We start from the raw sequence: 22,384 nt of genomic DNA, 5'->3' as shown, positions 1-22,384 counted from the left end.
TACAACACAAAGACACTATCTTATTTCCTTTAGACTTTAACGAACAAGACGACCATTGCCATCATTAGCGTTCGCATCGGCTCATGCCAAAACCGTTTTTCATACTACAGATTATATCGGTTAATCACTCTAACTACAATAAAAAGACATAGAAAAATTCAGATAATTAGAACACCCTAGTAGGTGTTCCTTATCTGACCTCACTTTCATCCCAAGCCTAAAGGCAAGGGCTTTCTCGTTCGGGAAATCTGTAATAAATGAGTATCTAAATAATCTACAATTTCTTTCGCTAGTGCCGCGCCTTTTTCTGGGTTGGCTGTTAGGGCACGTACTGACATTGCCCAGTTCCCTTCATTCCAGCTCGTAAATACAGAACCCGCACCTGCATCTTGATAAGCAGTAATCGTTTTATTTAACTGTACAGGCTGACCACCTGCTTGCGTATAATCTTCATAACCGACTAACTCAGTAACCTCTGCCTCACTCGCAAATGAAGTAACCTCCAAGCGCGCAAGTAATTTTCCCTCTGCAGGAATTGCATCATCATTTACTATATAGGGCGTATCACTTTCATAATACGTAATTTGCGCAACATGCCCATTGTCACTTACCGTTGTTGCTAAATAATTACCTTTAGTAACTGCTGGATTTGGCAAAAGTATATCTTGTTGCAATTGACTTTTAATATGCTCACGCTGATCATGTATATCTTCCTGCGGCGACGCTTTAGCTTCAGCCACTGGTTCTTCCTCTACTTCAGCAGCTTCATTACAGGCACTCAATAACAGCAAAGTTGCCACCCCTATACATGCATAAACTTTTTTCATCCCATTCACCTCTCACGCTACTTTTCCCAAATGCCGACATTTGCAAACAACGCCCATAATTTTGGTATATACTAACAGTAAAGGAGGTTATATCATGAAACAATTAGCAATTGTATTAGCTGTGTTAGTACTTACAGCTTGCAATGTCAAACCTGAAGCTGAAGCTCCTGTTGAAAACATAGAGCCCATCCGCGAACAAACAACAGTAGCACCTACTGAAAAGCCTATTGAAAAACCTGTTGAAAAAGAAGAACCTAAAGCACAACCTGTAGCCGTACAAACCGAACCTGTCGTTGAGGAAGAGCCGCCACCGCCACCTGTAACAAGTGGTCTATCACGTCAAGAAATGAGTATGTACTTAATCCCAATCTCACAAGAAATTATGCAAGTGCTTTATGTGAATGTCCTTCAAGAAGAGGATGGATACAACTTCTTACCTTTCTCACAATTTGAGCACAGCATTTTGGAATTGGCTACACCAGAAATGACACAACAAGTGAGAGCTTTTTACGAGGACCCGCAGTTCTGTATTAACTGTGACAGTAACTTCTTCCCGTATATTAATGAGTTTGAAATTACACAAGATACTGACGCATTTATTACACTTAGCGGTGTAGAAAGTTATTTTGGTGAGCGATACCCACTCAGCTTAACGTATAAAAATATAAATGGGCGCTTCAAACTTCATAGCTTTGAGTACCATTAAATAAAACAACAGCCACGATGCTTAAGCATCGTGGCTGTATTTACTTACAATTTTAATTTGCTAACGTCAGCCAAGCAACTGCCTCGCAGTGGATTGAGAGGACAGAATGAATGTCATTTGTGTATGTCCGTTCTCGGAAACATATCCACGACACTTTTTGCACTATCGGTAGACGGGAACATATCCATAGGCTTCGCTGTTTTTTGAAAAACTGAGGTATGCTGTTAATTTTCAGTACCCAATACTGTGAATAACGTTACTCTCCTATTCACTAATGTAATTCAACAATCTTTCTAAAATGTCATGTGTAACTTTTAAGTTGTATTGTTCAATAAGGTGACTTTGCAAATCCATAACTAATAGCAAAGAATTTTTATAGGCTTCAAATAATTCTACCTTATCTAATCGAGCAGTGGTCTTTGCAAATTTTTTATAATTTTCAAGGCTAATTTCTTTTTCAAGGTTTTTACTCATGTTTAGCCAATTATCAGCATTTTTTTCTGCCATACGTATAAGTTGTAGTGTATTTTTTTGAAGTTGTGATAAGAGTTCTAATGAACGAGCATATTCTCCTCTTTTTAGAACGTTGATTCCCATCAACCATAGATTAGAGAAATTACACAACAAAAAATTAGCATTTTCTTCAGTAAGTCTATTTGGTCTTGCACCACTTATCTCTGATAAATAATTTTCTAATTGCCCTGTTTCATCGTAAATAAGCATAGCCTTCGTATCAGGAATATAACCTGAATCTTTAAACGAGGGGATTATGTTCATATCTTTTTCAGAAAGGAAATGAAATTCCCCACGTATAAGATTATCAAAAATAACTACCTCTGTTCCGTACTCATTTTTATAAAGCATCAAGTACGGAGCTACGTCAAACAACCAGTTGGATGAATCAAAGTTCGAGGTTATACTATCTTTCAAAAATATATAGAACTCTATATCAGAGTATTGGTCACCTTCTCCTTTGGTAAACGATCCATACATCATACAAGCTGTAATTCGTTCATCTGACTCAGTAAGATTCTTAACGTTTGCAATTAATTCTTTTTGTTTTAACATTTCTTCACCCTTTCATGTAAATATCTTTTAGTTATTGTGGCAACTCAAAATCTCTACAAACCTAAATTAATATTTTTCGTACAAATGTTATTGCAAAAAGCATCATCATGCTCCACAAACAATAGTGTAGGACAATATTCCAAAATCATTTTTTCAATTTGGATACGTGAAAAAATATCAATATAGTTCAATGGCTCATCCCATATATACAAATGTGCACTTTCACAAAGGCTTTTAGCAATTAGTACTTTCTTTTTCTGACCAGCACTAAAATCCACCATGTTCTTATCAAACTGCTCTCTATTAAAATCCAGTTTACGAAGAATCGTTTTAAATAGAGTTTCATCGATCTTATTATTATAGGCAAATTCAGATAGATTACCTTTTAAATATGAAGTATCTTGCGAAATATAAGAAATTTTTAGTCCACTTGCTAGCATAAAATTTCCGGTAAATTTAATATCATCTCCATTAATCAATTTTAGGATACTAGACTTACCACTCCCATTTTTTCCGATAATGGCAACTCTATCACCAATATTGACTCTGAAATTAAGATTACTGCATACTTCTTTATCTCCATAAGACAATGATAAATCATTCGCTTCTATTAAGCACTCTTTGTGAAATTCAAGTGGTGAAATTTTTAAGTCATCATATTGTTCAATGTTGTGGAGCAGTTCTGATTTTTGTAAAACGGCTTCCTGATGTCTTGACTCAATATTTTTGGCACGTTTCATCGCTTTTGCAGCCTTATGTCCAACATAACCCTTATCCAGTTTTGAACCAGAATTTGTTGTTCCATATTTACTTTTTTCTACTTTATTTGACCAGTTTGAACTACGTTTTGCTGCATAAGACAACCTTCCTATTTCTTTAAGGAGTTTCTTGTTTTCTGCCAGTTCAAAATTATCTTGTAACGTTTTGTTCTCCCACCAAGAAGTAAAATTTCCCTTTTGGATTTCGATATTCGTTTTATTGATAGATAGTATATGGTCAACACATTGATCAAGTAAGCTTCTATCATGAGATACCAAAATAAACCCCTTCTTGCGTTTCAAATAGTTTTGCACTACATTACGTGCATCGATGTCAAGATGGTTTGTAGGTTCATCAATAAGCAGGAAACAACTCGCTGTAAGGAATAAAGCTGCAAGAAGGACCTTCGTTTGCTCACCATTTGACAATGTATTAAACGGACGATATAAAGCATCTTCTTGAACATCAAGCAATGATATTTCACGAAAAATCTCCCAATCCATACATTCCGTACAAATACTCTTCATTACTTCAATTGTATATAGACTCTTATCTTCCACATCATAAGGAAAATACTCAAACTTAACTGTAGAACTTATATTGCCGGAATACGCATATTTGCCAAGCAGTAAATTTAAGAAAGTAGTTTTACCGCGTCCGTTTCTTCCAATAAAACCGAGTTTCCAATCTGTATCTATCTGAAAACTTACATTTTCAAAAATATTGTCATAACTTCCTTCATATGAAAAAGTTAGATTTGAAACATTTATTAAGGACATATATTTCTTCCTCCTTTACATTATAAAAATTTTATAAGCAAAGTCGGTTTTCGGCATTAATTACTCTATAATGTTATCCAACTCTGCAAGGATTTTGTCATGAATGACATAGTATCATTGTCTATCACGTTTATCTTCCTTTCTTTTACAAATATTAAAAGCCGCAAGAAAGTAAATTCTTACGGCTCAAAAACAAATACTATTATTACCTTTTGTTATACATAACATAAGGTTACTGTAATGTATTATTGAGTGTAGAATACTTAACTTTCTTGCAATTTGCATAACAAAACAAACGGTTCTATAGCCGTTTCTTTAAATATCTTATTATGCATCATATAATTAGCAAGAAAAGTTATACATTCTTCCACCTCCAAGTCGTTTTATTATATCATATTATCTTTAAAAATCCAATATAATTCTTCTGTTCTCTTTCTAAAGATTACCCTTCTACATCAATCTCGACTCCTGATTTGAATTCAACGGCGAACTTATCATGAAATACCGTAACTTTTTCTATAAGCCTCCTTACTAACTGCTCATCATATTCCTCTAACTCACAGGATTGTTCATTAAAGAAATCAGTCATTTCAGCGATTCGTTGCCTTTTTCCTTCACGCTCTGCATTTTCAACAAGTGCATTTTGCTTCAATTCTCGAAGGTGGTAGATTTCATCAGCCACATCTTCATAGTCATTCTTGGATTTTGCTTGGATAAGAAGCTGTTGTTGTAATTCTTCCAATTTGCTATCAATATCATTGGTGGCATTATCATTTTCTTCATTAAGTATAGTAGCTATGTTTTTCTGCAACGCCTGGAGGAAGGGTTCTTTGTTAGCCAAAAGTTCGTTAATAGCCTTGACCACTGCTGTCTGCAATGTTTCCTCGTTTATGGTAGGGGCAGTACATTCAGATCCTTTTTCCTCCAAACGGCTGACGCATCTCCAAACAATAGACTTGTAACCTCGGTTATTCCAGTGTACCCGGCGGTAAATATCACCGCACTGGCGAGCAAACTGCAACTGCAACTATGCAGGCACTTAATCTTAAAAGAACTACTTTCTATAAACTGGTGAAGGAAGTGATTGTATGATGACGATGTGTCCACGATGTTTAGAGCTATACAGTGAAATTTGGTCGAAGCCTTGTTGTAAATGCGCCGATAAGACCATTCCTGTTGATATTGAACTCATCAATGTCGTTCAGATGCTGCTCACTAGAGGCTTCGATGTATCTTATGCCACTTGTTACCCAGATAAAGAACAAGGTGAGATCGAAGCTATGGAAATTGAGATTCACTTTAGGGAATTGTATCCGCAGGCTCTCTTTGATGGTCTCCCACCTGACTGGATTGTAATTGACGAATACCCAGTTCTTGGCGGTAAGGTTCTTGATGAACCTGTTGATATCCTTACATGTGCAATCGAATATCGATTTGAAGAGAGCATCCATATTCAAAAGGATATCGCTATAAGCAATCTGGAAACATGGCTCGAAGAGAAAGACCCGCAATCTTGTAGGGCTATCCTTACATTGGCCGGCTTCTGAAAAAGTAAGACCCTCTCAACAGTAATGATCTGCTGAAAGGGTACTTTACTTTAATCTATGACCTTGAAGTGCCTTAATGCGTCTTTAATAGCTTCTACTTTATATTCTGGTGCTGGTTTATATGGGCGTTTTAGTTCTTCAACTGCGTTTGGTGCGTCGTACATCGGCAGGCCTAAGTTTCTTTTGACCTCTGCAATGTTTGCAGTGTGAACTTTGAAGCCGTACTTTTCTTCGATATACTCCTGAATAAGCCTGTAGGTGATACGATCTGGCTGGATTTTTCGGTCGTCTGCGTACTCCATTTTTACACTGATAAAATCGTCTGCACTTTTGTGGGACAATAAAACACACGTCTCAACGTGGCTCGAGTTGATGGCATTGATGTCTTAAGCTGATTTTTAACCCTTTCGTTCGCGGGAACGTATCAACGGTATTTTGATTATTTTTTAAGAAACTGATATATGGGGGAACATATCGAAGCAATCAATAATGCACATTAACAACTAGTCTTTGTTATATTTAAACTATTCGAAAAGGTAATTGGATATTAAGGGAAGACTCTATAGACTTTTTCATATGATTAACGAGTTCAGCCACCTCAGATTCCATTCCTTCCCACTTGTCAACACACTCTCCTAAATAAGCCTCTCTCGCTTTGTTGAGTAAAGTAGCATGCTCATCGGGTAATTGAGGTATCGCCCATTCAGCTGCCAGATCTTTTGAGCGAATTTCACCAGTAGATGCTGTCAGCCACATTCTGGCTAAAGTTAAAATCACATTGCGTTCGTCACCGTTAATGCTAGCTATCAACCCGGGCAACGATTCTTTAATTGCTTTTCGAATATCTGTCATTGGCACAGGCTCAATTACTTCTGTTGCCTTTGGTCCCAAAAGGTTAATACTATTTTTTCTTAGTTGTGCTAAAAGTATTGCTAAATCCGGATCATAAGTCGACTCAGGAATTTCTCCCTTTTCAAACTGCTCTCTTAGCCACTCGCCATACATAAATTCATATTTGGGGGGGAAATGCCAAGGGACAATATCCTTTTGATTTATGACCGTAACTTCAAGAGGCCTCATATCTTTTATGTTTCCTATTTTCCTAGATATAAGCATTAACCTATTTGTAAGATTCCTTCGAGTTTTTTCAGATAAACTTTGATTTGTTATTACCAAAATATCTACATCGCTATTCATACGTAAACCACCCATTACTGCCGAACCATACAAATACACCCCAATTAACATATTATCAAGTAGTTCCGCTATAGTTTTTAATGCTTGAATTGCTTCTTTCGGAATTTTTTTGTTACTTAAATCTATACTCAACTTCGATCTCCTTTCGTCTGAAAACTGTTTTTTAACGCCTCTTAAAATTTATAAAAAAAGAGTAAACATCTTTCGTTGTATTGTAAATTAACGCCATCCAAAATTTTGATTCAAGATTTTCTTTCGGTTTATTATATGTTTGAGCCAATATAAGCTACAAAACTGCTGTCTATCCATTTTTGAGTAACCTCATTTATATCAATCCCAATAGTAGCCAACCCAATAATGCTGCAATCCAATTTCTCTAACAAAGCTATTAAAGCCTTCATTTGAGAACCTGTCTCTATCCAATCATCTACAATCAAAACTCTTTTGTTCCTCACAATAGAACTCTTAGATATTTCAAAGCTTTTATCTTGACCTGAATAGTCGGTAAAATGTGTCGAAATAATCTCTTCTTTTGCGTATGGCAGCTTATCACCTTTTCTTACTCCAATAAACCCCACTCCAAGTTCTTTGGCTATGGCAGTGCCTAGTATCCATCCAATTGCTTCTGGGGCAGCCACATAATCTACTTTATTTTGAAAATCCAATGATAGTACTTTTACAATTTTATCAAAAACGGTTTTATGTGTAAAAATAGTTAGTAAATCATATTTTCCAATTGAGTTACGAGGTAATATACCTCTAATTTCATTTATAACATCAGTACTTTCCATACATTTACACCCCTTGCTTATGGTTAATAATCTTTGCTAATCTTTAAAAATAGTCATTTTCAACATATTTTTTATACATGTCCTCGGTATATCTTGTTATGTTCTTACCATACTCTGGATAATCAAACCCCAGTAGTTCTGCTACCTCTTTGGACACTTCCCTGAACAATTGGTGGCATATAAATAATGACTTCCAAATATTTTCATAGGAATCCATGCGATATGTAGATAATAATCTATTCCATAGATCTTCATCAATGTATTTGTTAATATACTTATAATTTTTCCCAACACTTAATGAAAATTCTGTCTTTATCCCAACCTTCCACGACATCATCCTAAGTAGTTCAAACCGTAGAATCTGGTTCAGATGATCGATTGCAAACAGTATCTCTTTGCGGCACAATCCTTTAATAACATAAGGTGTTACATTCCAAAATTCATTGCAGCAATCATCATACTCCCTTGCGCTTGGCTTTCTTACATGATAATCTATATCAGTCGGAACTATGTCCCTTTTAATTCTACAATCTTTATCAATTAGAACCTTTATTAATTTATCGCCCTTTAGGTAATTATCTAACTCTTCCAAGGGCAATAAGGTAAGATCAATTTTATTGTAATCATCAAATAGCATAAGATAGGAAAATCCCTTTTCTTCAGGTGGGAATAATTCCATATCCTCCGGCTTTTGCATCATTATTATATTCCCAAATTGATTAAGCCAGTCATCATTAGATATAAATGGTTCTATATCACTTACAAAATATGTAATATCATAATCCTGAAATTCATCTTTAGGTATATTAATATTTGCGCGTGACCCCTCAAGGGTCACAATTCGAATACGTTCATCCTGTTCTGCTAAAGAAAGTACTAAATCCATCATTTCTTTTTCTGATCTCATTTACATACTCCTCGTTTATTTTTTCTATATTATTACATCTTCTTTTTTGCCGATACAATCAGCATCATTGGGCGTCGCATTTCATCCGCCATCCCCGGAATATCCATCATGTTCTCTGGCGGCTGTGGCTCCACAATCTGATTTATTATAAAACTATTTGAAAGCAGTGTATTTAGATATGTGGTCAGTGTTCTATGATATTTTGTAACCTTTTCTTCCAAAAACATAGCTGTCCGTTTGCCCTCATAATAATAATTGTCCACCGGGAAATGCAGTATTTCTCCTTTTTCGTTATAATACCAGTCTTGTGTTCCATGAGCAGTAAAAACAGGATGTTCAACTGTAAAAACTAAATTGCCACCAGCCTTCAGCATCCTATATATCTTTTTTATTAAATTCTCATAGTCTGCTACATAATGAAACGCAAGCGAACTTAGTATTACATCAAAGCTCTCCTCTGGGAAATCCACATCTTCTATGGCACAGCATTCATATTCAATCTGTGGAAAATGGGTTTTTCCTTTTGCTACTTCGAGCATTTTATGAGAAATATCAACACCTACTACAGAGGAAGCACCGTTTTCCATCGCATATATACAGTGCCATCCATAGCCGCATCCTAAATCAAGCACACGCTTACCCTTAAAATCAGGTAGCATCTTTTTCAAAGTCTCCCATTCTCCCGCACCAGCCAGTCCTTTCTGCGAGCGACTCATTTGACTGTATTTTTGAAAAAATATATTATCATCATATTTGTTTTCTTTCATCTGAACTCTCCTCGTTTAAAAAGTTATTTATCTCCGATACAATTTCATTCACTTCATTATAAAGCTTCTCGGTCATGTCGTAGCATTCAAAAAGTGAGATACCGAGTACTTCAAAAATATGATTTACCTTCTCGGTATATTTTTCAGGTTTATGTTCAAAAGTTTCAAGCAGTTTTATAGCTTTCTTTTCGTTGATACAATAAGCATTATTACATGCAAATAACACTTGATTTAAACATGAAACTATACGAAAAACATGACCCGCAATATAATATTTATCGTCTGTTCCCGAATTTGCTTTTACAAACATTAAAGAGAACCCTGCTTCAAACATAAAAAAGTTAACTAAACTTTTCTGCAAAGCATTGGGATAAGTTTCTGCCTGTTTTTTTAATTCGCATAAGCTTTCATTCTTAGCATATAGTATTTTGCTAATCGCTAATTCTCCTCGATACATTGCACTAATATAACCATGGGGATGCCCAGTCTGATAATTGGCAGTAACAATTCCGTGCTCTGTATCTTTCATTATTTGTTCCACACGTTTAATATCACGTAAAATTAAATCCACATGATACCCGTTTATGACTAACCATCCGCCGCCATTAATCCAATCACCCCATGCTCCGGGAGGTACAACAAGGTTATTTCTATGCTCATCATCCAGCTTTGTAGCGAATTGATTAATAGTATTTATGTCAAATGATTCTGAATTGTAATAGATGCCGATATCTATATCCGAATCCTCTGTATGGGTGCCCCTTGCACGTGAACCACCTAAAACAATACCTTCTATATAAGACAGAGAGGATAATTTCTCTGCTACTGATTTAATAATATTATCTACCATCAAGCATGCTCCTTTTATCGATTCACTGCTGTAAAAATTCCAAGCCAAATCTTTTGCTTCTACTCAACATATTTATAATTTTTTTAATTTCACAAAAGATAGTTAAAACTTATCAATTGTCTTTTTATACCTCTGCTGATTAGATGAAGTCTTTTCAATAGCCTTTAAATTACCATTCATTTTGCTAACATGGTTTAAAAATAACGTTCCAAGCAGAAGTCGATCCTTTCTGGGTATCCTATTCCACACATATCCCTTGAATAAATCTTTAACAAGAAAAACTTCGCCATCATTTAGATTTTCAGTTTCTCTAATAGCTTCTTCCAATAGCTCATTTACATCAATCATGTTGTCCACTCCTTATTAATAATAATATCAACAACATTGTTGATATTATTATACGTATATTCACAGTCAAAGTCAATCCGTAAATAAGAAAAGCCACCAATCAAGGAAGTAACACCTCTCAATTGGTCGCCATTTCTGATATCCTATATCTCAATATCTATTTCAACACCTGATTTAAATTCAACAGTGAGCTTATCATCAAATACCGTAACTTTTTCAATAAGCCGCCTTACTAATTGCTCATCATATTCCTCCAACTCGCAGGATTGTTCATTTAAGAAATCAGTCATTTCAGCGATTCGTTGCCTTTTTCCTTCACGCTCTGCATTCTCTGCAAGTGCATTTTGCTTCAATTCTCGAAGGCGGTAAATTTCATCAGCCACATCTTCATAGTCATTCTTGGATTTTGCTTGTATAAGGAGCTGTTGTTGTAATTCTTCCAATTTGCCATCAATATCATCGGTGGCATTATCATTTTCTTCATTAAATACAGTAGCTATGTTTTTCTGCAAGGTTGAGAGGAAGGGTTCTTTGTTAGCCAAAAGCTCGTTAATAGCCTTGACCACTGCTGTCTGCAATGTTTCCTCGTTTATGGTAGGAGCAGTGCATTCAGACCCTTTTTCCTCCAATCGGCTAACACATCTCCAAACAATAGACTTGTAGCCTCTGTTATTCCAATGTACCCGTCGGTAAATATCGCCGCAGTGTCCGCAGTAAACAATACTCGATAAAGCATACTTGCTGCTATAGACTCGCTTTTTACCGCCTTTGCGGCCACGAAGATTTGCTCTTCGAACCATCTCTTCTTGAACTTGCATAAAAAGCTCCCTTGGAATAATCGGCTCATGGCTGTTTTCTACATAATACTGGGGAACGATGCCGTTATTCTTGACCCGCTTTTTAGAAAGGAAATCAACCGTATATGTCTTTTGTAGAAGGGCATCACCGATGTACTTTTCATTCTGCAATATCTTTTTTAGTGTTTCTGGTCTCCATTTGGCTTTGCCTGCCGCTGTAAGAATACCGTCTGCTTCTAGTCCTCTTGATATTTGTAAAAGACTAGCTCCTTCAAGGTACTCTCTATAAATCCGTTTAACAACCTCTGCACCCTCGGGGTCGATGACTAGTTGCTTGTTTTCATCCTTGGTGTATCCAAGGAAACGCTTATGGTTGACCTGGACTTCACCTTGTTGATATCGATACTGAATGCCCAGCTTAACGTTCTGACTTAAGGATTGGCTTTCCTGTTGGGCAAGGGAAGCCATAATAGTCAGCATAATTTCACCCTTGGAATCCATGGTGTTGATATTTTCTTTTTCAAAGAATACAGCGATGTTTTTATCTTTTAACTGACGGATGTATTTAAGGCAGTCTAACGTGTTTCTGGCAAATCGGCTGATGGATTTTGTAATGATCATGTCTATTTTTCCTGCCATACATTCCTCAATCATGCGGTTGAACTCTTCACGCTTTTTGGTATTTGTACCTGTGATACCATCATCCGCAAAAATCCCTGCCAATTCCCATTCCTTGTTTTTCTTAATATAGTTTGTATAATGTTCAATCTGAATTTCATAACTTGAAGCCTGCTCCTCACTATCCGTTGAAACACGACAGTAAGCAGCCACTCGTATTTTGGGTTTGCTCTCACTAGTTTTATTATTTCCGACTCGTTTAATTGCCGGAATCACTGTGACATTTCTACTCACTGCCACTTGTTACACCTCACTTTCTATCAAACTGTAGGCATATTCCGCCTGCTTGTATGGGTCTTCATATTTTTGCACCAGAGGTTTTGCTTTGAACTTTACAGGGTAATCCGTTTTCGGTTCATCTTTAGGTTCCCTTATCCTCCCGAGCTTTTCTGCTCGTTTTCGTTTTTCTTCTCTGGCTTTTTCAAATGTCTCCTCATCAATAATGGGAGGGTAAAATTCATCGCCTAGGTAGTGCTTGTTCTGCAACATCTTACCTGCTGTGGCATGATAACAATCTATCCCAGCTTTTTTAGCAGCTTCCTTCAAAGAAAGGCCTGCCAAGTATCCGGAAAATAATTCTTTTACCTGCTCAGAAGTCTTTTCATCCACAACAGCTTTTCCATCTTCAATTCTATATCCATAGGGTGTGTGACCCATCTAATTCACCAACCTTTCCTTCAATGTGATTCCACATTTTAATTCAAAACCTACTTCCTCCCGTGAAAAGACAATAATCCTCTCTACGTAATCTTCAAACAACTCATCCTCATAAGCTGTGAGCATTTTGGACTTAGTGGCAAACTTAAGCAGACGGTCAACCTCTTCAACTTTTGTAAAATTCCCATTGACGGAACGAGTAAGTTGATTCTTTTCGACAAGAATCCTTTCTCTTTCTGCTTCCAGTGAATTCTTTTCTTTATTAAACAGAGCAGGTTCCAGATATCCTTTGGCCATTAGACCTGTCAGCATCTGACGATACGTTTGTCCATTGGGCAATACCGCTATTTGTTTTTCCGCTTCCTCTTTCAACGAATAAGCCCCGATTAGAAAGAAATTTGGAAATATGACTTCCTTATCCAAAGAAAAAATCACCCACACTGACTTCATTGTCTGTCCACCCCTTTATCTTCTTCCTATAAAATATTGTAAGTCATTTCAACTCCCGAAAACAGCATCACGACTATTTTCTCCTCAATCCCAAAAAGAGGATCCAAAAGTCATTCAAACTTTTCCTTTTCCCTTAAACCTTAAAAACGAGAAAAAGATTCAACTTTTTCCCGTTTTTCATTCCTACTATGTCCCTTTATTAAATAAACTTCCGAAAACACACCCCGCCACCCCGCATTCCTTCGTTCCCTTTTAAAATAAAGTCTTCCGACAAAACCCGATTTTCACCCTTTTTATTTCATGTTTTGATCGTTTTTCACGCTTTTTTTCCCATTTTGTTCACGTTTTTCTCAGTTTTTAATAAAGATTTCCGAACCCAATCTTTTTCCAGTTGTTGTGGCGGAGGGGTTTCCAGGCTTTTTTCGAGCTTTTTACGAAATCTTTATTCCAAAATTGGGGCGGAGAAATCGGAAAAGCTTGTTTTAAATCGGACGTTTATTTTGCAGGGTTACATTGCTAACGTCAGCCAAGCAACTGCCTCGCAGTGCCATGAGTGCTGAGCGTGGACAGAAAATTTTTAAAGATGTGGTAGAATCACCTTTGATTACGTTTTATAACTTTATAAATTCTTAACCAATTTTATAAACCTATTAATCTTTACCACTTATAACAGCTACTTGTTCTTGGGTTTTTATTTCTCCACTTTTGACTTTGTCCTCTATTACATCCGCACTCATTTTTAAAAGATCAACGCTTTTAACTAAAACTTTCTGCCCAAACCTTTTAATATTTGAACGATTTCCACAATAAGTCTTCGATTCAATTTCTTCGTACAATCCCTCGGTAGCTTGTCTATAACTACTTAAATGCCTATTTAATGCATTAGGAATCATATCAGCAATTTGTAATCCAATCTCATTTTTACTCTTTTCAATGAATGTAATACTTCTGATATACTTCGATATAACACTAGATTCATAGAATAAGGTGCCTGTTATACATCGCAATTGAGTAAAATGGGTATATAATTGATCATCAAGGTTGGTGTCACTTTCACTCATTCGTGATTCAATCACAATTTTACCCTTGGCTCTATTTTCAATTAAAAAATGAGTGAAGTTCTCCATAATAATCTGTAATGCCATAAAATATTTATCCCTATGTCCCGGATATGTTTGAGCTACGTTATTTTGATGTAAGGAAGCCGATAGAACAGTAAATTCATTTGCTTTAAAAAACTCTACTACCTTATCAAAATACTTCTTTTTATTTTTCCCTTTACTCATTGTATTTTTAATTAATATTGACATAGGATCTGTTTTAGTAATATTTTTAGGCGTACGAATATCAGCCTCATGTAGTATCACGTTTTCATCTCCAAAAATATCAATTTTAATTTTATTTATTTGTGTTTTAATTTCGTTGTACTCTGAATCCTTTATTACCACGCCTGCTAAACAAAAGTATTGAAAGGGTGGATTTGCTTGAATTTCATCTAAATACAGGGTATATGTGTTTAATGTCATTACAGTGTTTCCTCCGTTTTTTTGTGTAGAGAACTTTGCGCATATGGCAATAAATAGGTGTATGCTGGTCCATTAAACTCTAATTGCTTTCTATATATTAACTTTCTTTCCTCGAGTTCTTTTAACCAATTACTTATGCTTCTCTCCGTACATTTAAAATATTCACTCATTGATTTTATACTAACCCAAGTCTCTCCAGTTTCATTTTTAGTGTGTAGACCTAAATACACATAAAGCTTAAAGGCATTACCAGATATTTCTCTTAAATAAAACTCTTCTTTAAACCCATTGAATATAGGAAAAAAACCATCATTTTCAAAGGAATTTTTCTTCCAAATTTTAAAGTTTTCTTTACAAGTTTCGGTTAATTGATTCTTATTATTTTTCATTACTTCCAACCTCTCAGATAGGTCTTTGGATTCATTTCACAAAATAATCGAATGAAATTTCTAACTAACTATACGTACCCTATGTGTCAATTTGACATTCAGCTTTATTGAAGGTATTATTGGGAATAAGAAAACCAAAATCTTACGAACCACTGGAATGCAATATGCTTTTTTAAGTATAGTCAATCTATTGAAGTGTAGGAATTAATGTTTTCTTATTTTTTTGATCTGTAAAGTGCAGACGAAAATATACTGTGAATCCTCATAGTCCCGTTCTCTGCACCGAAGGAATAGATAGCCTCAAGAATTTATTCTTGAGGTTTTTTGTTTATCCAAAATTTCTCATACAAGTTTATGACACTTTCCTCATCTAGCTTTGATTTAAGTATCAACTCTTCATTAAAATCCACTTCGCTATCATTTATTTTCCCATACCATTCTGATTTTATATCTATCAAAGTTTTATATACATTTTCTAACTTCAGATAATCTTCATATACTTTGAACTTTGTTATTCCTTTTAATAATTCAATTTCTTGTTCTTTAACTTTTAATTTACTTTCTACGACATTCAACAAAATATTTGTACTATCAATAACTAATTTAGGGGAAATGATCTGCTGCCTTTTTATTTTAAGGACTTCATTTTCTGGTATAAACCATGAACCATTTTTTTTATTTGCCTCTATTATACCAGTAGAAATATAATTATAGATTGTATTAACATGAACACCTAATAATTCCGCAGTTTCTTTAACATTCATTTTATCCACAACCTATCTTTTAATATCACAACATTGTAAATACAATTCACAAACTATTAAAAACACTGTGAATATATTTAATGTTATTACCAAATACTATTATTGTCAAATTATCATGTTTTTAATCTCTAAACAAAATAATTGAAAAGGACAGATATATTAAAACTAAAAACGAACTATATTTCAAACCTTCAAAATTTGAAGGCTCCATATAGTTCGTTTCTATATGATAATCATAGTATAATTTATTCAATTCCCAATAAATTCACTTTAGTTCTCTCAAAATATAATTACGATATATCCTCCGGGTTCCTGTTAATCCGATCAATAATCGCCAACACACTCCTAGCTTTCGGCAATTGGTCTTTGAAGACAACCGTAATGCCACCTAGCGAAGTAAACGGGTCTTGCTGTAAAGCTTGGCGTTCGAGTGTGCCGTTTTTCACGATGTAATCGATAATTAATTCGACGAAGTTGGTTTGTTGTAAGTTTAGATTTTCGGCTGTGATGAATTCCGAGAACGCTTCGACTGCTGCTTGGCGGTCGAGGCCGACGATTTTGCGGACTAATTTTGTGACCGGCGTGTCGCCGTAGTCCTTTTCGTACTGTTCCTTAGAGCCAAGTTCTTGCCATAACACGCGCTCTAAATATTCAACATCCTGCTTCGTTAACGGCTTATTGTTACGCAGCTTGTAAATGGCTAGATTGTCGGCGTTTTGGTTTTCCTTTAAATAATGCTCGACCTTTTTCCGATAGCTCTTTAGGTCGTTTACGTTTAACATCGATGCATTTTCCGCAACCATCATCACTTCGTCTTGGAAGTTCGTATAGTAGATTTTTTGATTTGAGCGTTCAATATAGCGAATTAAATCACGTAAAGCCACACGGACACGTTCTAAATCTGCAATGTTCGCTCGCTCCCAAAACTCTGTCGTACGAACTTCTTCAATGACATCACGCTGCGCTAATACTTGTGGAATTGTCCCAAGCTTCGCTAATGCTTCTGCTGTATCTACGACTTTCCGAATTGGCTTCGTTGCATTGTTCGATTGCAAGTTCGCTAACTCAATCGTTAACATCAACAAGTCAAAACGTTTTGCCAGCTCGTCATCCTCAATCGGAACAATTAATGGCGAGACATTTTCTTTTATTTCATTCGTTTGCACAACCGATAATGCCTGCCAACTGTCCGCATTTTGATATTTATGCACGTACTGCAAATATTGACGCACACGGAAATTTTCATCATTTAATGCTCGCACATCCGCTAAAATTTCATTCAATAACTTTTCACGATACACGATGAACGGCTGTTCTTGATATTGCATTGCTTGTAATTCACGTACAATATCAACCTTCGTATTAAATAGTCGTTCCGTTAACGATTGCGTAATTTTCGTTTCATCGCCGCGCTCATTTACACGGAAATACTCGAAGTTGCGTAAATAATCAAAAATTAAAAAATACTCCTTATCCTCACCTGGGCCAAATAAATTTTCGCGCAAACGTGTACCGCGACCAATCATTTGCCAGAACTTTGTTTTTGAACGCACTTTTTTAAAGAAAACAAGATTTAAGACGTTCGGCACATCGATTCCTGTATCCAACATATCCACCGAAATCGCGATTTGTGGCATCTTCGTTGGATCAGAGAAATCATCAATGAGTGATTGGTAATACTCCACACTATAATCGATCACTTCCGCAAAGTTGCCACCACACTCAGGGAACTTTAAATCAAAACGCTCTTTGATGGCCATCGCATGTTTATGATTCTTAGCGAAAAGTATTGTTTTCCCTAACTTGTCGCCACCTTCAACTTTTAACCCTTGTTCCATTAAATCGCTTAGTACTCGATCAATCGTATCTTTATTAAACACGAATTGGTTAATAGCCGAACTATCGATATCTTTTACTTGTGGCTCGTCCTCGAAAATTTCATCGAATTCCTCTTGCTCTTCCTTCGATAAATCATCGTAACGAATACCGTCATCTAAAATTTTTAACGTCGTTTCGCGGGTGCGATAGTCGACAAGATAACCATCTTCTACCGCCTTCGATAATTCATAAGCGTACGTCGGGACACCGTTTTCTAAATCGAAAATTGTGTACGTATTTTTATCAAGCTCGTCCTTTGGTGTTGCAGTCAAACCAACGAGCATCCCATCAAAATAATCAAAAATACTTTTATACTTTTGATAAATCGAACGGTGTGATTCATCAATAATGATTAAATCAAAATGACCGACTGTAAATAAACGTTCGCCCGTCTTGCTTTTCACTTCATCGATCGCATTCATCATTGTTGGATACGTGGAAAACACCATACGCGCCGCCTCTGGATCGGACTTTTTCTCAAGCATATTGCACAGTGATAAAGTTGGTAGTAACGTATTAAAATTACGAAACGCTTGCTTTACAAGTGACGTACGGTCAGCTAAAAATAGCACGTTTTTAATCCAATGATGCTTCGTTAACACATCGACTAATGAAATCGCTGTACGTGTTTTCCCACTGCCTGTCGCCATGACAAGTAGCGCTTTCCGTTGATTATTGCTAAACGAATCGCAAACGGCAAGAATCGCTTCTTTTTGGTAATAACGATTTGTAATGTCATCATTAATAACAATATTCGTCAGTGGTTTTTTCATCTTGCGGCGGTCAATTAATAACTGAAGTTCATCTTGCGTGTAGAAGCCTGACACACGACGAGCTGCGTACTCGTCATGCCAAATATACGTTTCAAAACCATTCGTATAGAAAATAATCGGACGAATACCTTGTGCCTGTTCCACACAATCCGCATATAATCTCGCTTGATTACGTCCTTCCTTTGGATCGCGTGATGTACGCTTCGCTTCCACGATAGCTAAAATTTTGCCGTTCGTACCACGCAGTACATAGTCGATAAACCCTTCCCCTGAAACGTTTGGCATTCCTGCAATCGGAAGCTCTACATCGACATTTTTATCCATTTCCCAACTAGCTAACTTTAAATCTAAATCGATATAACGCTTACGAGTTTCAAATTCAGAAATCGTTTCGACTTCAAAGTTATAATGATTTTGCGATTCCACACGGTTAGCCGTTAACTGCATACGTAGTGCTTCATTTTGCTTACGAAGTTCTTCAAGCGACTTGTCCTTTTCGCTCAATTTTTCGTATAAATTGTTTAGCTCTTCCGGACGCTCACGTTTATATTCCGCATCGTATAATATGCTTTCATCAAAATCCGTTGCTGTATATTCCTCTGCATAGCAATAATCAATCCAAGAGACAAACTGATGTAAATTATGTAATGACAACACCGCTTCATCTCGTGTAATTGCCACATTTGTATGTACTGCTGCATTTCCAAGCTTCACCACGTACTTCATCATCGGAAGTAATTGTTCATCAATAATGCTTAAAAAATGTCGATCATGAATGAGGCTCGATAAATTGTCTTGGTAAGGAATTTTCACATCATTATCAAATTGATACACCCATTTAACAGCGAGTTCCAACGCACGGCGCGAAAGAATCGCAACCGTGGAAGGACTAATTTGCATCGCACGCTCCGCTTCGATGCAGGCATTTGAGAAACTATTAAAAAGCTGTTTATCTTTTAAAAAACCAAAGTTCAATGTAATCACATCCCTTTCACATAAGGTCATCCATTAAATACTTTATTATCCAATTATACACATGTAAAAGACCTAGTGAAATATACATCCATTTATCTGTTTACAATAACGCTGTTTTTTTATAAGATGTACATACAAACTGTATTTACATTTTGTATGTACAGACTTCAATTACTCAATCGGTAATTCCATGCTGATCAGATAGGTGTTTATTTATAAATGCTAAGTCTGTTAGGTGTGTAAAGTTGAAAAGGGGTTTCCTGTACGGTGTTTGTTTACAAATGCTTGAGTCAGGAAGCTCTTTTTATTTGCCCCACTTCAAATAATCATATATCGAAATAAGTCTTCTAATATTTGTTCTTACTGCTGATTTTACGTTTTGAAGTGCATTGACATCTTCCGAGAAAATTTCTTTAAGTACTTCTTCAAGCGCGCTCACTTCAATTTGTTCCTCTTCAAGATATGCAATTAACCTTGTAGCACGTTCTAAGGAAGCCTTTTCCTGATTCCATATTTGTTTTACGGATATGTATTCCCCACGACTTTTTCTCTGCTTTTTAATTGAAGGTGAGATGATTGTATCAAAATTCAACTTTTCGGCTAATTCCTTACACTCTGGAAAATCCTTTGTTGATTCAGCTAAATATTTATGAATCGGTAGCCTACCAGAGTTTTGCTTTAAAACCTTGGGAAATGCATATTCTAACATTTCATCTGCCGTAAACTCTAAATCACCTAATACGATATCACGATACCATTCATTCCCATCAATTCCTTTTAGCCCTTTTAATCCTAAATCCGACACTTTTCCAATTGCTAGTACTAATTCTTCATCGTCTACTCGTGTATCATCTAACGCAGCTACACGTAAATTGGTAGTTGGCATATTTGTAATTGTGTAATTATAGAGTTCTTCTTTAAACCGACGTAAAATTTTAACTGGTAGCTTTGTTTTCTTTTTGCCAAGCGCATTATATAGCAACATAAAATCTGAAAGGACGATTTTTTTCATTATTAGAGGCTTATTATCAATCATAATTGTAAATGGGCTTACCTCTGCTCCAACAGCATCTGGTAAGTATTCAACAAATACAAATCGATTTTCTAGCATAGACACTTGTTCCTCATCTAAAATATCAACGATTGCCTTCAAGATGTTTTGAATATTCGTATCGCTAATAGAATAACCAAGAAAAACAATCGGGTACTCCATAAAAATAGTCATCAACTTTGCCGCTAAATAGGCACTTTTCTGTTCAAATAGTGCGTAGTCATTTTCGTTAATAACAATACTTTCCGGCTTTTCAACAGAACCGTGAATTTTATAAATTTCAGCAATGCCATGAATTGCCGAAAAGATTAATTGCGACTGTCCGACATATTTTGTGAATCCATTGAATGTATCTTCAAGAAATGAGTCATAATTTGTCGTAATAACACCTGCAATACTCTTTTCAGAAATTTGAGCAAGCTTACTAATTTCTACTGAATAATCTGGATTTACAATTGTTTTCTTTTGAATCAACGCAGCTATTTCTGCTTTAAATGGTGATAATCCGTTTCGTTTAATTTGTTCTAACATATCTCCTTCGACTGTTCTAATCAAAGGATCTGTAAACCATTTCTCATCAAAGTCCTTTTGAATAAGTTCAGCAACTTTTGGCATGATTCCGGCTTTAACGTCTAACGTCTTCGCTTTATTTTCATAAGCACTGTAGGCAAAATCATCTTGATTAATAATAGTCGCAAAATGCTCGAGCAAACCTTTCCAATCTGGTAAATTTAAATATCTACGCGATAAGCCCGAACCTACAAAAAGAATCGGTGTCGCATCAAACTTTTGCACAACATCGTCAATTTTTAACATCTGTTTACACCAACCTTTCTTTGAAACTTACCTTACACACGGCGCGACAAAATCGCAACCGTGGAAGGACTAATTTGCATCGCACGCTCCGCCTCGATGCAGGCATTAGAGAAGCTACTGAAGGTTTGTTTATCTTTTAGAAAATCAAAGGTCAATAGTCATCAGCTCCTTATAATAGGATTAATCTTGGAATAATTCGCCTTTGAAGGCTTTTTGAAGAAGTGAATTATATAGATTTTCCATTTCAATTAAAGATTCTTTCAATTTGAAAATTTCAATATTAATATAAGAGATTTTTTCCTCGAAAATATTCTGCATCTGAATTGGAGGACATAAAAACTCTATCTGCTTCATTACTGACATTGAAGGCAAATTTGGAACTCCACTTCCTCTACTCACGCTAAATAAAATCGATTGAATATGTTCACTTCTAAAAACAAATTTAAAAAATTCCTTATTCATTACATTTGTATCTAAAGTAAGTTTTAATAATGCTTGATTGATTATTCCTTCTTGTGCATTTGCAGGGATTTCAGCAATTCTTCCTAATGTTACCCCTGAGCAACTCACTATTAAATCACCCGGCATTACTCGAAATGCTTCTAATTCATTATATTTTTCTTCTGTAATGAAATATCTGTTTACTGTAAAGTCATCATTTATCGCATGATATTGTTCATACACTAAATATCCACTATCAACAAAAATTTCTTTTTTTAACGCTCCGCCAAAAGGTCCCCTCTTTATTGCTCTCTTATCTTTTACAACTATTTGAGTCAAATTTTTTGTATCCCATGCTCTAGGATTTATCCTTGGATCACCAAACATCTCTAAAAACAAACTTTTTGTTAATTCATCTAATGCTGTTATTTGGGATTGACGTTTTCGTTTTAAACTTATACAGCTATCTAGAATAGATACAATCCGCTGTTGTTGCTCAATATCTGGAATATCCACTTTAACGACTTTCCGAAAGAAGTCTCCCAACCTCAAGGAGTGTGAAGGTGCGAATAGCACCAATGAGTAGGTGGGAGATGAATTTCGGTTGGCTTTAGCCAAAGAATTTGGTAAAATATAGACATAA

Annotated in this window: 23 protein-coding genes; 2 read left to right on the top strand and 21 right to left on the bottom strand. The window is 35.8% G+C overall.

The features are described from left to right. Positions 1-206: 206 nt before the first annotated feature. On the bottom strand, positions 207-827 hold the full coding sequence (locus tag DDE80_RS04745) for a hypothetical protein (RefSeq protein WP_108306528.1): 621 nt from the start codon (positions 825-827) through the stop codon (positions 207-209). A 94-nt stretch (positions 828-921) separates the two neighbouring features. Between DDE80_RS04745 and DDE80_RS04740 the strand changes: the two genes are divergently transcribed. Continuing rightward, positions 922-1,533, top strand: a complete 612-nt coding sequence (locus DDE80_RS04740) for a hypothetical protein (protein ID WP_108306527.1) — start codon at positions 922-924, stop codon at positions 1,531-1,533. Positions 1,534-1,797: 264 nt separating this feature from the next. On the opposite strand, the gene lnu(B) is transcribed toward DDE80_RS04740, so the two are convergent. From lnu(B) to DDE80_RS04725, 3 genes are all read right to left on the bottom strand, one after another. Further along, complete coding sequence (lnu(B), locus tag DDE80_RS04735) at positions 1,798-2,601, bottom strand: lincosamide nucleotidyltransferase Lnu(B) (protein ID WP_002294514.1); 804 nt, start codon at positions 2,599-2,601, stop codon at positions 1,798-1,800. Positions 2,602-2,654: 53 nt separating this feature from the next. After that, complete coding sequence (lsa(E), locus tag DDE80_RS04730; RefSeq protein WP_002294513.1) at positions 2,655-4,139, bottom strand: ABC-F type ribosomal protection protein Lsa(E); 1,485 nt, start codon at positions 4,137-4,139, stop codon at positions 2,655-2,657. A 442-nt stretch (positions 4,140-4,581) separates the two neighbouring features. Beyond that, a complete protein-coding gene (locus tag DDE80_RS04725) occupies positions 4,582-5,166 on the bottom strand; it encodes a recombinase zinc beta ribbon domain-containing protein (protein ID WP_002294511.1) in 585 nt (194 codons plus the stop codon). A 61-nt stretch (positions 5,167-5,227) separates the two neighbouring features. On the opposite strand from DDE80_RS04725, the gene DDE80_RS04720 reads away from it, so the two are divergent. Further along, the gene (locus DDE80_RS04720; protein WP_002325145.1) at positions 5,228-5,686 is read left to right on the top strand and encodes a hypothetical protein; all 459 of its coding nucleotides are present in this window, start codon (positions 5,228-5,230) and stop codon (positions 5,684-5,686) included. A 50-nt stretch (positions 5,687-5,736) separates the two neighbouring features. On the opposite strand, the gene DDE80_RS04715 is transcribed toward DDE80_RS04720, so the two are convergent. The 17 genes from DDE80_RS04715 to DDE80_RS04640 form a co-directional block, all read right to left on the bottom strand. Then, positions 5,737-5,988: a hypothetical protein gene (locus tag DDE80_RS04715; RefSeq protein ID WP_002294510.1), complete on the bottom strand. Its 252-nt coding sequence runs from the start codon at positions 5,986-5,988 to the stop codon at positions 5,737-5,739. A gap of 217 nt (positions 5,989-6,205) precedes the next feature. Further along, positions 6,206-7,015, bottom strand: coding sequence for an aminoglycoside nucleotidyltransferase ANT(9) (ant(9), locus tag DDE80_RS04710; RefSeq protein ID WP_108306526.1), 810 nt, complete (start codon positions 7,013-7,015; stop codon positions 6,206-6,208). A gap of 131 nt (positions 7,016-7,146) precedes the next feature. Then, positions 7,147-7,674 carry a phosphoribosyltransferase family protein gene (locus tag DDE80_RS04705; RefSeq protein ID WP_002294507.1) on the bottom strand — a complete coding sequence of 176 codons (528 nt, stop codon included), beginning with the start codon at positions 7,672-7,674 and terminating at the stop codon, positions 7,147-7,149. A 43-nt stretch (positions 7,675-7,717) separates the two neighbouring features. Continuing rightward, complete coding sequence (locus DDE80_RS04700; RefSeq protein WP_002294505.1) at positions 7,718-8,581, bottom strand: aminoglycoside nucleotidyltransferase ANT(6)-Ia; 864 nt, start codon at positions 8,579-8,581, stop codon at positions 7,718-7,720. 32 nt (positions 8,582-8,613) lie between these two features. Continuing rightward, complete coding sequence (locus DDE80_RS04695) at positions 8,614-9,348, bottom strand: class I SAM-dependent methyltransferase (RefSeq protein ID WP_000662263.1); 735 nt, start codon at positions 9,346-9,348, stop codon at positions 8,614-8,616. Beyond that, the gene (locus DDE80_RS04690; RefSeq protein ID WP_000228166.1) at positions 9,329-10,198 is read right to left on the bottom strand and encodes a nucleotidyltransferase domain-containing protein; all 870 of its coding nucleotides are present in this window, start codon (positions 10,196-10,198) and stop codon (positions 9,329-9,331) included. Before DDE80_RS04690 ends, DDE80_RS04695 begins: the two co-directional genes overlap by 20 nt. A gap of 102 nt (positions 10,199-10,300) precedes the next feature. Continuing rightward, a complete protein-coding gene (locus DDE80_RS04685; RefSeq protein ID WP_000567889.1) occupies positions 10,301-10,546 on the bottom strand; it encodes a single-stranded DNA-binding protein in 246 nt (81 codons plus the stop codon). Between the two features lie 143 nt (positions 10,547-10,689). Further along, a complete protein-coding gene (locus DDE80_RS04680; RefSeq protein ID WP_024400882.1) occupies positions 10,690-12,261 on the bottom strand; it encodes a recombinase family protein in 1,572 nt (523 codons plus the stop codon). Positions 12,262-12,264: 3 nt separating this feature from the next. Continuing rightward, positions 12,265-12,678, bottom strand: coding sequence for a recombinase family protein (locus DDE80_RS04675; protein WP_000510187.1), 414 nt, complete (start codon positions 12,676-12,678; stop codon positions 12,265-12,267). Beyond that, positions 12,679-13,128: a hypothetical protein gene (locus tag DDE80_RS04670; RefSeq protein ID WP_235612277.1), complete on the bottom strand. Its 450-nt coding sequence runs from the start codon at positions 13,126-13,128 to the stop codon at positions 12,679-12,681. 650 nt (positions 13,129-13,778) lie between these two features. After that, positions 13,779-14,654, bottom strand: coding sequence for a DUF3800 domain-containing protein (locus DDE80_RS04665; RefSeq protein WP_108306525.1), 876 nt, complete (start codon positions 14,652-14,654; stop codon positions 13,779-13,781). Further along, a complete protein-coding gene (locus DDE80_RS04660) occupies positions 14,654-15,043 on the bottom strand; it encodes a helix-turn-helix domain-containing protein (RefSeq protein ID WP_108306524.1) in 390 nt (129 codons plus the stop codon). Before DDE80_RS04660 ends, DDE80_RS04665 begins: the two co-directional genes overlap by 1 nt. Before the next feature lie 308 nt (positions 15,044-15,351). Continuing rightward, positions 15,352-15,807: a helix-turn-helix domain-containing protein gene (locus DDE80_RS04655; protein WP_108306523.1), complete on the bottom strand. Its 456-nt coding sequence runs from the start codon at positions 15,805-15,807 to the stop codon at positions 15,352-15,354. 290 nt (positions 15,808-16,097) lie between these two features. Further along, on the bottom strand, positions 16,098-19,439 hold the full coding sequence (locus DDE80_RS04650; protein ID WP_427901796.1) for a DEAD/DEAH box helicase family protein: 3,342 nt from the start codon (positions 19,437-19,439) through the stop codon (positions 16,098-16,100). A gap of 298 nt (positions 19,440-19,737) precedes the next feature. Next, positions 19,738-21,300, bottom strand: a complete 1,563-nt coding sequence (locus DDE80_RS04645; RefSeq protein WP_108306521.1) for an SIR2 family protein — start codon at positions 21,298-21,300, stop codon at positions 19,738-19,740. Positions 21,301-21,332: 32 nt separating this feature from the next. Continuing rightward, positions 21,333-21,455, bottom strand: a complete 123-nt coding sequence (locus DDE80_RS15580) for a hypothetical protein (protein ID WP_282432381.1) — start codon at positions 21,453-21,455, stop codon at positions 21,333-21,335. 25 nt (positions 21,456-21,480) lie between these two features. Further along, the coding region (locus tag DDE80_RS04640) for a restriction endonuclease subunit S domain-containing protein (protein WP_486624544.1) at positions 21,481-22,384 on the bottom strand (904 nt) is incomplete at its 5' end.

The organism is Metalysinibacillus jejuensis (assembly GCF_003057615.1).
Classification (GTDB): Bacteria; Bacillota; Bacilli; order Bacillales_A; family Planococcaceae; genus Metalysinibacillus; species Metalysinibacillus jejuensis.
This window is presented reverse-complemented; position numbering and strand designations above follow the sequence as displayed.